Source organism: Mycobacterium sp. NGS59, assembly GCF_059812345.1.
The window spans coordinates 13178-27235 of the sequence record NZ_JCALCN010000042.1 but is presented as its reverse complement, the minus strand read 5'-3'; the positions used below and the strand labels follow the sequence as shown (position 1 = coordinate 27235).

Sequence of the window (14058 nt, the reverse complement as noted above, 5' to 3'; positions counted from 1 at the left end):
CTCGGCGGGCCTCGTGACGCTCGGCGGGCTGGTGACGCTCGGCGGGCTGGTGACACTCGGCGGGCTGGTGACGCTCGGCGGGCTGGTGACGCTCGGCGGGCTGGTGTAGCTCGACGGGCTGGTGCAGCGGCTGAGCTACTTGGCCTCGCGGATCGCGTCGAACACGTCGGGGTCCAGCAGCGTGGAGGTGTCGCCGAGTTCGCGGTTCTCGGCGATGTCGCGCAGGAGTCGGCGCATGATCTTGCCGCTGCGGGTCTTCGGCAGTTCGGGCACCACGTGCACCTCGCGTGGCTTGGCGATCGGCGAGATCTCGTGGGCGACCTCGGAGCGCAACTCCTCGACGGTGCCGTCGCTGGCCTCGTAATTCTCCCGGAGCACGACGAACGCGCAGATGGCCTGGCCGGTGGTGTCGTCGGTGACCCCCACCACCGCGGCCTCGGCCACTCCGGAATGCCCGACCAACGCCGACTCCACCTCGGCGGTGGAGATGCGGTGACCGGAAATGTTCATCACGTCGTCGATGCGGCCCAGCACCCAGATGTCGCCGTCGGGGTCGAAGCGGGCGCCGTCGCCGGCGAAGTAATAGCCGTGCTCGGCGTACTTGGACCAGTAGGTCTTGCGGTACCGCTCGGGGTCCCCCCAGATGCCACGCAGCATCGCCGGCCACGGCTGATCCAGGACCAGATACCCGGTGACGTGCTCCTCACCCTCCTTGTCCGGGGGAAGCGGTTCACCGTGGTCGTCGACGATCTTGGCCGAGATGCCCGGCAGCGCCGCCATCGCCGACCCCGGTTTGGCCGCGCTGACCCCGGGCAGCGGGGAGATCATCGCCGCACCGGTCTCGGTCTGCCACCAGGTGTCGACCACCGGCACCTTGCCGCCGCCGACGACGTCGCGGTACCAGCGCCAGGCTTCCGGATTGATGATCTCGCCGACCGTGCCGAGCAATCTGATGCTGGACAGGTCGTGGGCGTCGGGGATCTCCCGACCCCACTTCATGAACGTGCGGATCAGTGTCGGAGCGGTGTAATAGATTGTGACGCCGTATCTTTCGATGATCTCGAAATGCCGGTGCTGGGTGGGGGTGTTCGGGGTGCCCTCGTAGAGAACCTCGGTGACCCCGTTGGACAGCGGCGCGTAGACGCCGTACGTGTGCCCGGTGACCCAGCCGATGTCGGCGGTGCACCAGAACACGTCAGTGTCCGTTTTGACGTCGAAGATCGCGTGCATCGTGTACGCGCACTGGGTCAGATAGCCGCCGCTGGTGTGCACGATGCCTTTCGGCTTCCCGGTGGTGCCGGAGGTGTAGAGCAGGAACAGCGGCTGCTCGGCGTCGAACGCCTCCGGCTGGTGTTCCGGTGCGGCCGAGTCGACCACGTCGTGCCACCACAGGTCGCGGTCGTCGTCCCAGGTCACGTCGATGCCGGTGCGGCGCACCACCAGAACGTGCTCGATGGGACTGTCGGGCACCGAGACCGCCTCGTCGGCGGCGTCTTTGAGCGGCGCGGCCTTGCCGCGCCGGAACTGTCCGTCGGCGGTGATCAGCAGCTTGGTCTGCGCGTCGGCGATGCGGGCCTGCAGCGCGTGCGCGGTGAAACCGCCGAACACCACGGTGTGCATGATGCCCAGACGCGCGCAGGCCAGCATCGCGATCACGGCCTCGGGTATCAGCGGCAGGTAGATGGCGACACGGTCACCGGCGACCAGCCCGAGGTCGGTCAGCGCGTTGGCCGCCTTGCACACCTGGGTCTGCAGCTCTGCGTAGGTGAAGCTGCGCCGGTGGTCGTCGGGTTCGCCTTCCCAGTGGATGGCCACGCGGTCCCCGTTGCCCGCTTCGACGTGACGGTCCAGGCAGTTGTAGGCGACGTTGAGTTTGCCGCCGACGAACCATTTGGCGAACGGCGCGTCCGACCAGTCCAGCACCTCGGTGTGCGGCGTCTCCCAATCGAGCCGCTCGGCCTGCTCGGCCCAGAACGCCAACCGGTCTTGGTCTGCCTGTTCGTAGATTTCGGGCTTGGCGTTGGACTGCTCGGCGAATTGCGTCGCAGGCGGGTAGGACCCTGCCTCTTCAGAGCTTTTGGCCGTGGCGTCTGTCACGTATCGAGCCTATTAGGGTCGCAGGCATGCGTCGGATGCGGGCCGCGCTGGCCGCCATGCTGGTGGCTGCCTGCTTGGCGGGCTGCGGCGGCGGCATGCTGACACCCGACGTGGTGGTGGTGAACGCTGCCGAACCGCCGAACCCGCTGATCCCCACCGGCACCAACGACAGCAATGGCGGTCGCATCCTGGATCGGCTGTTCGCCGGCCTGATGTCCTATGACGCGGCGGGCAGGCCGTCCCTCGAGGTTGCGCAGTCCATCGAGACCACCGACAACATCAACTACCGCATCGTGCTCAAGCCGGGTTGGAAGTTCACCGACGGCACACCGGTCACCGCCCACTCGTTCGTCGACGCCTGGAACTACGGCGCACTGAGCGCCAACGCCCAACTGCAACAGAACTTCTTCAGCCCGATCGCCGGATACGACGACGTCGCCGGTGCGCCGACCGAGGGACAGCCCGCCACGACGATGTCCGGGTTGCGCGTCGTCGACGACCTCGAGTTCACCGTCCGGCTCAAGGCGCCGACCATCGACTTCAAGATGAGCCTGGGGCACAGCGCGTTCTACCCGTTGCCGCCCAAGGCGTTTCAGGACATGGCGGCGTTCGGCCAGCACCCGGTCGGCAACGGCCCTTACCAGCTCGCCGACAGTCCGGACGGTCCGGCGTGGGAACACAACGTCAAGATCGACCTGGCGCCCAACCCCGACTATCACGGCAACCGCAAACCGCGCAACAAGGGTCTGCGGTTCGAGTTCTACGCCAACCTCGACACCGCCTACGCCGACTTGCTGTCGGGCAATCTCGATGTGCTGGATACGATTCCGTCCAGCGCGTTGAGCATCTATCAGCGCGATCTCGGTGGCAACGCCGTCAGCGCACCGGTCGCCGTCAGCCAGTCGCTGGACACCCCGTTGCGGCTGCCGCACTTCGGCGGCGAGGAGGGCCGCCTGCGCCGCCTGGCGCTGTCGGCCGCCATCAACCGGCCGCAGATCTGTCAGCAGATCTTCAGCGGTACCCGCAGCCCGGCACGCGACTTCACCGCCAGCTCGCTGCCCGGCTTCGACCCCCATATCCCCGGCAGCGACGCGCTGGACTTCAATCCCGATCGGGCACGGCAACTTTGGGCGCAGGCCAACGCGATATCGCCGTGGACCGGGCGATACGCCATCGCCTACAACGCCGACAGCGGTCATCAGGAGTGGGTGGACGCGGTGGCCAACAGCATCAAGAACGTGCTGGGCATCGACGCGGTCGGGGCACCGCAGCCGACGTTCGCCGGGTTCCGCACCCAGATCACCAACCGCACCATCGACACGGCGTTCCGGGCCGGCTGGATCGGCGACTACCCGTCGATGATCGAGTTTCTGGCCCCGCTGTACGCCACCGGCGCCGGATCCAACGACGTCGGCTACTCCAGCGCCGAGTTCGACGCCGCGCTGGCGGCCGCCGAGGGAGCGCCCGACATACGCCAGGCCGACGTGCTGGTCAACGTCGCACAACGAATCCTGTTGCGCGACATGCCCGCTATCCCGTTGTGGTACTACATCAGTGTGATCGGATGGTCGAGCCAGGTGAGCAACGTCAAACCCACCTGGAACGGCCTGCCCGACTACGAGAACCTGCTCAAGGGCTGACATGGGCTGGTACGTGCTGCGCCGGATCGCCGTCATGGTGCCGGTTTTCCTGGGTGCCACGCTGTTGATCTACGGCATGGTGTTCCTGCTGCCCGGTGACCCGGTGGCAGCGATGGCCGGCGACCGGCCGCTGAGCCCGGCGGTCGCTGCGCAACTACGTGCCCAGTACCACCTCGACGACCCGTTCCTGGTGCAGTATCTGCGCTACCTCGGTGGTCTGCTGCACGGCGACCTGGGCCGCGCGTACTCGGGTCTACCGGTCAGTGCCGTTCTGGCGCATGCCTTTCCGGTGACGATCCGGTTGGCGCTGATCGCGCTGGTGGTCGAGGCGGTGCTGGGCATCGGGTTCGGGGTGATCGCGGGGCTGCGCCAGGGTGGCATCTTCGACACGACGGTGCTGGTGACCGGATTGGTCATCATCGCGATCCCGATTTTCGTGCTGGGCTTCCTGGCGCAGTTCGTGTTCGGCGTACGGCTGGGGCTGGCGCCGGTGACGGTGGGCGGCCGGGCGACGTTCGGGCGGCTGCTGCTGCCCGGAATCGTGTTGGGCCTGGTGTCTTTCGCATACGTGGTGCGGTTGACCCGTTCGGCGGTGGCCGCCAACGCCCACGCCGACTACGTCCGTACCGCCACGGCCAAGGGCCTGTCGCGGTCCCGGGTGGTGACGGTGCACATTCTGCGCAACTCGCTGATCCCGGTGGTGACGTTCCTGGGCGCCGACCTCGGCGCGCTGATGGGCGGAGCCATTGTGACCGAAGGGATTTTCAACATCCACGGCGTCGGCGGTGTGCTGTATCAGGCGGTCACCAGGCAGGAGGCGCCGACGGTGGTGTCGATCGTGACGGTGCTGGTGGGAATCTATCTGCTCAGCAACCTGCTGGTGGATTTGCTCTACGCCGCACTGGATCCCAGGATCCGGTATGCATAAACGGCCCAAGTTCGTCGTCTCCCTGATGCTGATCGTGCTGATCCTCGTCGTCGCCGCGTTTCCGGCGTTGTTCACCGGCGCCGACCCCACCTACGCCGACCCGAGCCAGAGCCTCCTACCGCCCTCGGCGGCACATTGGTTCGGCACGGACTTACAAGGCCACGACATCTACGCGCGCACCGTGTACGGCGCGCGTGCGTCGGTGACCGTCGGGTTGGGCGCGACGCTGGCCGTGTTCCTCGTCGGCGGTGCGTTGGGCGCGTTGGCCGGCTTCTACGGCGGCTGGGTCGACGCCCTGGTGTCCCGGCTCACCGACGTGTTCTTCGGCTTGCCGTTGCTGTTGGCCGCGATCGTGCTCATGCAGGTGATGCACCACCGCACGGTGTGGACGGTGATCGCCATCCTGGCGCTGTTCGGCTGGCCCCAGGTGGCCAGGATCGCGCGCAGTTCGGTGCTCGAGGTGCGGGGTAGTGACTACGTGCTGGCAGCGAAAGCATTGGGGCTGAGCCGCTTTCGGATCTTGCTGCGACACGCCGTACCCAACGCCATCGGGCCGGTGATCGCGGTGGCCACCATCGCGCTGGGTGCCTTCATCGTCACCGAGGCCACCCTGTCCTACCTCGGGGTCGGGTTGCCGCCGTCGGTGGTGTCCTGGGGCGGTGACATCAACGTGGCGCAGATGCGGTTGCGGGCCGGCTCGCCGATCCTGTTCTATCCTGCTGGCGCACTGGCGGTTACGGTGCTGGCGTTCATGGTCATGGGCGACGCGCTGCGCGACGGTCTGGACCCGGCCTCACGGGCGTGGCGGGCATGAGCGTACTGCTGTCGGTGGAAGGCCTGGAAGTCCGGTTCGGCGCCGACGAACCCGTCGTGCGGGGCATGAACTTCAGTGTGCTGTCCGGCCAGACCGTCGCGGTGGTGGGGGAGTCCGGGTCCGGCAAGTCCACCGCGGCCGCCGCCGTCCTCGGCCTGCTGGCACCGGGTGGCCGGATCACCGGCGGGCGCATCGTCTTTGACGGCCGTGACATCACCGGGGCCGGCCGGCGTGCGATGCGCTCCATCCGGGGCAGCCAGATCGGCTACGTGCCGCAGGATCCGATGTCCAACCTGAACCCGGTCTGGAAGGTCGGCTTTCAGATCCGAGAAGCGTTGCGGGCCAACACCGACGGTCGTGACGCGCGACGGCGGGCGGTCGAGCTGCTGGCGCAGGCCGGGATGCGCGAGCCCGACAAGCAGGCCGGGCGGTATCCGCACCAGTTGTCCGGCGGCATGTGCCAGCGCGCGCTGATCGCCATCGGTTTGGCCGGCAGACCGCGGCTGCTGATCGCCGACGAGCCCACGTCGGCTCTGGACGTCACGGTGCAACGCCAGGTTCTCGACCATCTGGGCCGGCTCACCGACGAACTGGGTACGGCGCTGTTGCTGATCACCCACGACCTGGCGCTGGCCGCCGAGCGGGCCGAGTCGGTGGTGGTGGTGCACCGCGGAGTGGTGGTGGAATCCGGTGTGGCGCAAGACATTTTGCGGAATCCGCAGCACGAGTACACGCGCCGTCTGGTCGCCGCCGCGCCGTCGCTGACCGCCCGGGACAAGCGCTCGGCCCAGATCCGGGAGCGGGTGGCCGCCTCGGCAGCCGAACACGTCGCCGGCTCCGACGATCTGCTCGTCGTGTCGGAGCTGACCAAGACCTACCGCGAGTCGCGCGGCGCACCGTGGCGGCGCACCGAGTTCCGGGCCGTCGACGCGGTGTCGTTCCGGGTGCCCCGGGCCACCACGTTGGCCGTCGTCGGCGAATCGGGCTCGGGCAAGTCGACATTGGCGCGGATGGTGCTGGGTCTGCTGGCGCCGACGTCGGGAACCGTCGTCTTCGACGGGACCGACGTCGCCGCGATGGACCGCAGCACCGAACTGGCGTTCCGCCGTCGGGTGCAGCCGGTCTTCCAGAACCCCTACAGCAGCCTGGACCCGATGTACTCGGTGTCGCGGGCCGTCGAGGAGCCGTTGCGCATTCACCGGGTCGGCGACCGTGCCCAGCGCCGGCGCGCGGTCCGTGAACTCATCGACCAGGTGGCGCTGCCGTCGTCGGTGCTGGACCGGCTGCCCCGCGAGCTGTCGGGCGGGCAGCGGCAACGGGTCGCGATCGCGCGGGCGCTGGCGCTGCGGCCCGACATGCTGGTCTGCGACGAGGCGGTCTCCGCCCTCGACGTGCTGGTGCAGGCGCAGATCCTGGATTTGCTGGCCGAACTACAAGCCAACCTCGGGTTGACTTACCTGTTCATCAGCCACGACCTGGCCGTGATCCGCCAGATCTCCGACGACGTGCTGGTGATGCGCAACGGGCAGGTGGTGGAACAGGCTCCCACCGAGCAGGTGTTCGCCGCGCCGGGACACGAGTACACCCGACAGCTATTGGAGGCGATTCCCGGTGAGTGACCCGTTGGCTCCGTTGATGAACCTGCCCGGCGTCGCCGAGGCCAGCGACCGGGCGCGGGAGGCCCTGGGTCGAGCGCACCGGCACCGGGCCAACCTGCGCGGCTGGCCGGTCACCGCCGCCGAGGCGTCGTTGCGGGCCGCGCGGGCCTCGTCGGTGCTCGACGGCGGTCCGGTCCGGCTGGACGACGTCGCGGATGCCGCCGCGCACCAGGGCGGGGTCAGCGACCCGGTGTTCGGCGGTGCGCTGCGGGTGGCTCAGGCGCTGGAAGGCGGCGGGGGACCGCTCGTTGCGGTGTGGCAGAAGGCGCCGCTGCAGGCGCTGGCCCGCTTGCACACGCTCGCGGCCGCCGACCAGGCCGACGACGACCGGCTGGGACGTCCGCGCGCCGCCCCCGAGATCGCCCCGCGCCTGGAGTTGCTCGCCGACGTGGTGACTCGTCCGACTGCGGCGTCGGCGGCGGTGGTCGCCGCGGTGGCGCATGGGGAGTTGTTGACACTGAAACCATTCGGCAGCGGCGACGGCGTGGTGGCCCGCGCGGTGTCCCGGTTGGTCACCATTGCCAGCGGACTTGATCCGCACGGACTCGGTGTGCCGGAGGTGATTTGGATGCGGCAGTCCGCCGCCTACCGTGACGCCGCGGTCAAATTCGCCGCGGGCTCGCCGGACGGCGTGGCCGCTTGGCTGGTGCTGTGCTGCCGGGCGCTGCGGGCCGGCGCGCAGGAGGCTTTGATGATCGCCGAATCGGTAGCTGGCGGCCGGGTCGAGTAGTTGTCGGCACAATGCAAAGCGGGCGGCGATACGAAGGTTTCGAATCGCCGCCCGCCAACACGGTTCTCGGGTACCAAGCGTGCATCTGTGGGCTGCGTGGGTGGCCTCGGCGCGTTTGCGACACTTCCTGCTGCTGCCCCACCCAAAGGGCTGTCGAGGCATTCCGTTCTTCGCAATTACGCAGGCCCGCAACACTTCTGCCATTATCGCGGCTATGACTCCGCGTGGGTGCCGGGAACCGTGCTGGGTGCCCGGGTCGGGAGAACGAACCTTCTCTTCCGGATCGACCTTGGCCTTACCGGGCTGCCGTGACTCCTTTGTACTACTAGACCACTAGCACAGCAAGGCCTAAACGCGTCAAAGTTGGGAAGCGGCTTCGGCGATGCGCGAAAGTTGTTTGCTGCCGTGGCGTTTGGGGAAGTTGGGACGCCAGCGCTAGAACGGCCGACGCCTAGAAAGCGAAGCGCCGCAACAGCGTGTAGGTCACCGCGCCGGCGGCCAACGCGGTGACGCCCACCGCGGCCGTCGTCGCAATCGCGGCGCCCGACGGCGCCGGGATCCGGTCCCGCAATGACACCGGCCGTGAGAACGACAACACCGGCCAGCCGCGGTCCAGAGCCTCCTTGCGCAGGCCGCGGTCGGGGTTCACGACGGACGGGTTGCCGACGATCTCCAGCATCGGCATGTCGGTGATCGAGTCGGAGTAGGCGTAACAGTGCTCCAACGGATAGCCCTCGCGGGCGGCCAACTCCCGGATCGCCTGCACCTTGCCCTCGCCGTAGCAGTAGAACGCGATCTCGCCGGTGTACTTGCCGTCCTCGACGACCATCCGGGTCGCCATCGCATGCGTCGCGCCCAGCGCCCGCGCAATCGGCGCGACGATCTCCTCACCGGATGCCGAGACCACCACGACGTCGCGCCCGCACAGTTTGTGTCCGGCGATCAGGTCCGCGGCTTCGGCGAATACCAGCGGAGTCACGATGTCGTGCAACGTCTCGTTGACTATCGACTTGACCTGTTCGACGTCCCACCCGATGCACATGTTGGCCAGGTGCGCACGCATCCGATCCATCTGGTCATGATCTGCGCCGGAGAGCAGAAAGATGAATTGCGCGTAGCTGGACTTCAACACGGCCCGTCGGTTCAATAGGCCCTGCGCGAAAAAGGGTTTGCTGAATGCCAGGGTGCTCGACTTGGCGATGATGGTCTTGTCCAAGTCGAAGAAAGCTGCGGTCCGCGCGCCCGGAGCTGCCGGTCCCGGCGTTTGCTGCTGCGCGGCCGGGTCTGGGACGGTCACCAAACCAGCATAGGGTGGTGATCCGTCGAAGCCGGGAATATCCGGGTTGTCTTTCTGTCGTCGGCGTTTTCACGGCTCAGACGGCACTTTCGTTGCGAATGAGGCTTGCGTCAGGCCCGGCTGGCATGTGTATAGTAAGCATTACTCGGCCTTGAGCCGAGGGTGTATCAGCCCGACCCCCCGGGGCTGATACACGACGACCCTCGCCTCCTCCCCCCCTGGCGGGGGTCGTCCCTTTTCTGGGGTAAGAATTTCTCCCCGCGGTCGCCCCTTTCAGCGCACCCGTTTGTGCACAGTTGCGTTTCTGTCCACAAATTGCTCTTTGGCCCTGGCGTGCAACACCTTGCGCGCCGCACGGTGGATCCGTGACCGATGTTGTGCGTGCCGCTCGTAGCGGTGCCGGCGGATCCGGTGTGTTGGCGATGCTGACCGATCCGGAGTTGCGCGACGAACTCGACCGCGTCGCCGCGGCGGTCGGGGTGCGCGTGGTGCATGTCGGCGGACGCAATCCGATCACCCGCAAGACGTGGGCGGCCGCCGCGGCGGTGGTGCTGGATGCAGCCGCGGCACAGCGATGCCGGCAGGGGGCCCTGCCGCGACGCGGCCACGTCACGGTTCTGACCGGCGCCGAAGCCGCGACTTCGACATGGGCCGCCGCTGTCGCCGTCGGCGCCGGGTTGGTGGTGCGGATGCCGGAGCAAGAGCAGGACCTGGTCCGCGAATTGGCAGATGCCGCCGAATCGGCACGGGACGACGGGCGGCGGGGTCAGGCCGTCGCCGTCGTGGGGGGTTGCGGTGGCGCTGGGGCGTCGATGTTCGCGGTCGCCCTGGCGCAGGCCGCGACGGAGTCGTTGCTGATCGATTTGGATCCGTGGGGCGGCGGTATCGACCTGCTGATGGGTGACGAGGCAGCGCCGGGATTGCGGTGGCCCGACCTGGCACTGCGCGGTGGGCGGCTGGACTGGTCGTCGGTGCGTGAAGTGCTGCCCCGGCAGCGCGGGATCAGCGTGTTGTCGGGCACCCGGCGGGGCTACGAATTGGACGGCGGACCCGTGGACGCGATCGTCGAAGCCGGCCGAAACGGTGGTGTCGTCGTGGTGTGCGACCTGCCGCGGCGTCTGACCGAGGCCGCGCATGTCGCGTTGGGCAGCGCCGATCTGGTGGTGCTGGTCAGCCGGTGCGACGTGCGAGCTTGTGCGGCCACCGCGACGATTGCACCGGTGCTGACCGCGCTCAATCCGAACCTCGGCCTGGTGGTGCGTGGCCCGGCGCCGGGGGGATTGCGTGCGGGGGAGGTCGCCGAGATCGCCGGGCTGCCGTTGTTGGCGTCCCTGCGTGCCGAACCGCACCTGGCCGAACGGTTGGAACGCGGCGGTCTGCGGCTGCGTCGGCGATCGGCGCTGGCATCGGCAGCGCGCTGCGTACTCGACCTGTTGCCAACCGGTCAGCCAGTGCCGGGCGGTCGCGCGGCATGAACGGTTCGCTAATCGAACGTGTTCGAGAGCGCCTCGCTACCGAATCCGGACCGCTTCGGCCCACCGTGGTGGCCGCGGCGATTCGCGCCGAGTCCGGGGGCATCCTCGGTGACACCGAGGTGCTGGCGAACCTGCGGCTGCTGCAGACCGAGCTGACCGGGGCCGGCATCCTCGAACCACTGTTGTGCGCCGATGGCACCACCGACGTGTTGGTCACCGCGCCGGACGCGGTCTGGGTCGACGATGGAAACATATTGCGGCGCAGTCAGATTCGGTTCGCCGATGAGGCCGCGGTGCGCCGGCTGGCGCAGCGGCTGGCCCTTGCCGCCGGCCGACGGCTCGACGATGCGCAGCCGTGGGTCGACGGGCAGCTGACCGGAATCGGCTCCGGTGGCTTAGCGGTGCGGCTGCACGCGGTGCTGCCGCCGGTTGCCGCCGCCGGCACCTGCCTGTCGCTACGGGTATTGCGGCCGGCGACTCAGGACCTGGCGGCGTTGAGCGCGGTGGGTGCGATCGCGCCGGATGCCGTCGAACTCGTCGCCGGCATCGTCGCCGCGCGGCTCGCGTTCCTGGTGTCCGGCGGCACCGGAGCCGGCAAGACGACCTTGTTGGCGGCGATGCTGGGTGCGGTCTCACCGGCCGAGCGGATCGTGTGCGTCGAGGATGCCGCCGAGCTGGCGCCGCCGCATCCCCATCTGGTCAAGCTGGTGGCACGGTGCGCCAATGTCGAAGGTGTCGGCGAAGTGACCGTACGCCAACTCGTCCGCCAGGCGCTGCGCATGCGCCCGGACCGGATCGTGGTCGGCGAGGTCAGGGGCGCCGAGGTGGTGGATCTGCTGGCCGCGCTCAACACCGGGCACGAGGGTGGCGCGGGAACCGTGCATGCCAACAGCCCGGGTGAGGTGCCTGCCCGGCTCGAGGCGTTGGGCGCGCTCGGCGGACTGGACCGAGCCGCCCTGCACAGCCAGCTCGCCGCCGCGGTCCGGGTGCTGTTGCACGTAGAGCGGGACCGATCCGGCCGGCGACGGCTCAGTGAGATCGCCGTGCTGCACCCGGTCGAGGGCGGGCGGGTCGGTGCCGTCACCGGCTGGCACGTCGATCGCGGGATGACCGACCACGGCGTGTTACTGCAGGACCTGTTGAGCTCCAGGTTGTCGGCATGACCGGGTTGCAGCTCACGGCGCTGTTGTTGGCACTGGCCTTGCTGGTGTCGCCCGCCTCGTCGGGCCCCCGGCTCGGGTTGCAGCGGACGACCCGTCGGCGGTTCGTGGCCGGCGGGCCCGGTGTCGGCGGAGTGTGCGGGTGTGTTCTGGTACTCGCCGCCGTGGTCCTGCCGTTGACCGCCGCACTGTCGGTTGCCGTGCTCGGCGCGACGGTGGGTGTGCGTCTCCGCCGGAGCCGGCGACACCGGCATGCGTTGGCCGAAGGCCGGGCGCTGGAAGCGGCACTCGAGATCTTGGTCGGCGAACTTCGCGTGGGCGCCCATCCGGTGCGCGCGTTCGACGCCGCGGCCGCGGAGACCGGTGGGGTCGTGTCGGTCGCGCTGCAAGGGGTCGCGGCGCGGGCAAGGTTGGGTGCCGACGTCGCGGCTGGCCTGCGCGCGGCGGCGCGCTCTTCATCCCTGCCCGCACAGTGGGAGCGCATCGCGGTTTGCTGGGAGCTGGCCGGCCAGCACGGTCTGGCGATCGCCGGCTTGATGCGGGCCGCGCAACGCGATGTCGCCGAGCGGCAACGCTTCGCGGCCAAGGTCGCCTCCGGTCTGGCCGGCGCACGCGCCACCGCGGCGATCCTTGCCGGGTTGCCGACGCTCGGGGTGCTGTTGGGACAGTTGATCGGCGCACGGCCGCTCGGCTTCCTGTTGTCCGGCCCGGGTGGCTGGTTTCTGGTCGTGGGTTCGGTGCTGGTCTGCGCCGGGTTGCTGTGGTCGGACCGGATCACCGATCGGGTGATGTCGCCATGAAAGTCATGGCGGTGTTGCTGGCCGCGGCACTACTGGTCGGCGCGGGTCCAGCGGCGGTACGTGCGCGGGCCAAGCCGGTCACGCGGACTGTCCGGCGGGGAGCGCGGCGACCGGCCGGATCGGATCCCCTCGGGGTCGCGTCCAGTCTGGATGTACTCGCCGTGTGCCTGGCTGCGGGCATGGCGGTGTCGACGGCTGCCGCCGCGGCGGCCGGGTCGGCTCCGCCATGTCTGGCTCAGGTGTTGCGGCGGGCGGCCGATCTCCTGGCGCTCGGTGCCGGTGCCGATGCTGCGTGGTCGGCGCCGCCCGGCGTGGCGGTCGATGCCCAGACCGATGGTCTGCTGCGGTTGGCTCGCCGTTCGGCGGCCTCAGGTGCCGCACTGGCCGACGGTCTGGTGGAACTCGCCGCGCAGTCTCGCCATGACGCCGCGCATGCGGCCGGCGCGGCGGCCGAGCGCGCCGGAGTCCTGATCGCCGGTCCGTTGGGCTTGTGTTTTCTGCCGGCTTTCGTCTGTCTCGGGATCGTCCCCGTGGTGGCCGGGCTGGCCGGTGGTGTCCTGCAGTCGGGTCTCGTATGAGGGAGGAAGTAATCGATGTTTCGGATGATCGGTGCGCTCAGGGCGCGCATGCTGCTACTTGCCGTCGACGAATCGGGCATGTCCACCGTCGAGTACGCAATCGGCACGATAGCGGCGGCGGCCTTCGGCGCCATCCTGTACACCGTGGTCACCGGCGACTCCGTCGTCTCGGCGCTGAACCACATCATCGGTCGCGCACTGAGCACCAAGGTCTGATCGCCGATGACGGTTCCAGCACCGTCGAGGCGGCGCTGGCGATCGCCACGCTGGTCGTGGTCCTGGTGCTGTGCCTGGCCGGGATCACCGCGGTGTCGATGCAGGTGCGGTGCATCGACGCGGCCCGGGAGGCCGCCCGGCTCGCGGCGCGCGGTGACGGGGACGCCGCCGTCGCGGTCGCGCGGAACATCGCGCCGTCCGGTGCGCAGGTCGCGGTGCGACGCGACGGCGATCTGCTGGTCGCCACCGTCAGTGCGCGGTCAACGTTGTTGCCGACTGTGCAGATCGCGGCACAGGCGGTTTCGGCGGCTGAGCCGGGATGAGGCGGGGTCGGCAACGGTGCTCGGGGCTGCGATGGTCGCGGTGCTGTTGTGCGTCACCGCGGCCGGCGTCTGGCTGGGGTCGGTCGTGCTGGCCCGCCACCGCGCCCAGGCGGTGGCCGACCTGGCCGCCCTGGCCGCAGCCGCGGCACTGCCGCAGGGACCGGCGGCGGCGTGCGCCCGGGCGACGATCGTGGCGCGGCAGATGCGCGTCGGTGACGTCCGGTGTCAGGCGGACGGCCTGGACGTGGTCGTCACCGTCGAAGTGCCGGTTGCTCACGTCGCGGCGGCGGCAGCTTCGGCGCGGGCAGGACCGGTGCGCTCGTAGGCCCGATGGCTACCCCC

At 69.2% G+C, this 14058-nt stretch carries 14 protein-coding genes; 12 read left to right on the top strand and 2 right to left on the bottom strand.

Going from position 1 to position 14058, the window contains the following annotated elements; all coding sequences use genetic code 11:
- Positions 1–135: 135 nt before the first annotated feature.
- On the bottom strand, positions 136–2097 hold the full coding sequence (acs, locus tag AC5Y46_RS25390; RefSeq protein WP_499943392.1) for an acetate--CoA ligase: 1962 nt from the start codon (positions 2095–2097) through the stop codon (positions 136–138).
- Between the two features lie 26 nt (positions 2098–2123).
- Here acs and AC5Y46_RS25385 point away from each other — a divergent pair, with 26 nt between their 5' ends.
- From AC5Y46_RS25385 to AC5Y46_RS25365, 5 genes are read left to right on the top strand one after another with little or no spacing between them, the layout of a single operon-like run.
- Positions 2124–3737, top strand: a complete 1614-nt coding sequence (locus tag AC5Y46_RS25385) for a peptide ABC transporter substrate-binding protein (protein WP_499943393.1) — start codon at positions 2124–2126, stop codon at positions 3735–3737.
- 1 nt (position 3738) lies between these two features.
- Positions 3739–4665, top strand: coding sequence for an ABC transporter permease (locus tag AC5Y46_RS25380; RefSeq protein ID WP_499943394.1), 927 nt, complete (start codon positions 3739–3741; stop codon positions 4663–4665).
- Positions 4658–5479, top strand: a complete 822-nt coding sequence (locus AC5Y46_RS25375) for an ABC transporter permease (RefSeq protein WP_499943395.1) — start codon at positions 4658–4660, stop codon at positions 5477–5479. Before AC5Y46_RS25380 ends, AC5Y46_RS25375 begins: the two co-directional genes overlap by 8 nt.
- The gene (locus tag AC5Y46_RS25370; RefSeq protein WP_499943396.1) at positions 5476–7098 is read left to right on the top strand and encodes a dipeptide ABC transporter ATP-binding protein; all 1623 of its coding nucleotides are present in this window, start codon (positions 5476–5478) and stop codon (positions 7096–7098) included. Before AC5Y46_RS25375 ends, AC5Y46_RS25370 begins: the two co-directional genes overlap by 4 nt.
- A gap of 16 nt (positions 7099–7114) precedes the next feature.
- Positions 7115–7867, top strand: a complete 753-nt coding sequence (locus AC5Y46_RS25365) for a Fic family protein (RefSeq protein ID WP_499943426.1) — start codon at positions 7115–7117, stop codon at positions 7865–7867.
- A 451-nt stretch (positions 7868–8318) separates the two neighbouring features.
- Here AC5Y46_RS25365 and AC5Y46_RS25360 read toward each other — a convergent pair whose 3' ends face one another.
- Complete coding sequence (locus AC5Y46_RS25360) at positions 8319–9164, bottom strand: HAD-IB family hydrolase (RefSeq protein WP_499943397.1); 846 nt, start codon at positions 9162–9164, stop codon at positions 8319–8321.
- 422 nt (positions 9165–9586) lie between these two features.
- Between AC5Y46_RS25360 and ssd the strand changes: the two genes are divergently transcribed.
- From ssd to AC5Y46_RS25325, 7 genes are read left to right on the top strand one after another with little or no spacing between them, the layout of a single operon-like run.
- Complete coding sequence (gene ssd / locus AC5Y46_RS25355; protein ID WP_499943427.1) at positions 9587–10639, top strand: septum site-determining protein Ssd; 1053 nt, start codon at positions 9587–9589, stop codon at positions 10637–10639.
- Positions 10636–11802: a TadA family conjugal transfer-associated ATPase gene (locus AC5Y46_RS25350; RefSeq protein ID WP_499943399.1), complete on the top strand. Its 1167-nt coding sequence runs from the start codon at positions 10636–10638 to the stop codon at positions 11800–11802. The genes ssd and AC5Y46_RS25350 overlap by 4 nt, the downstream gene beginning before the upstream one ends.
- Entirely contained in the window at positions 11799–12599 is an 801-nt protein-coding gene (locus tag AC5Y46_RS25345) for a type II secretion system F family protein (protein WP_499943400.1), read from the top strand. Before AC5Y46_RS25350 ends, AC5Y46_RS25345 begins: the two co-directional genes overlap by 4 nt.
- Complete coding sequence (locus AC5Y46_RS25340; RefSeq protein ID WP_499943401.1) at positions 12596–13177, top strand: type II secretion system F family protein; 582 nt, start codon at positions 12596–12598, stop codon at positions 13175–13177. Before AC5Y46_RS25345 ends, AC5Y46_RS25340 begins: the two co-directional genes overlap by 4 nt.
- A 15-nt stretch (positions 13178–13192) precedes the next feature.
- On the top strand, positions 13193–13393 hold the full coding sequence (locus tag AC5Y46_RS25335) for a DUF4244 domain-containing protein (protein ID WP_499943402.1): 201 nt from the start codon (positions 13193–13195) through the stop codon (positions 13391–13393).
- Positions 13393–13716: a TadE family type IV pilus minor pilin gene (locus AC5Y46_RS25330; protein WP_499943428.1), complete on the top strand. Its 324-nt coding sequence runs from the start codon at positions 13393–13395 to the stop codon at positions 13714–13716. The genes AC5Y46_RS25335 and AC5Y46_RS25330 overlap by 1 nt, the downstream gene beginning before the upstream one ends.
- 16 nt (positions 13717–13732) lie before the next feature.
- The gene (locus AC5Y46_RS25325) at positions 13733–14041 is read left to right on the top strand and encodes an Rv3654c family TadE-like protein (RefSeq protein ID WP_499943403.1); all 309 of its coding nucleotides are present in this window, start codon (positions 13733–13735) and stop codon (positions 14039–14041) included.
- The last annotated feature ends 17 nt before the right edge of the window (positions 14042–14058 follow it).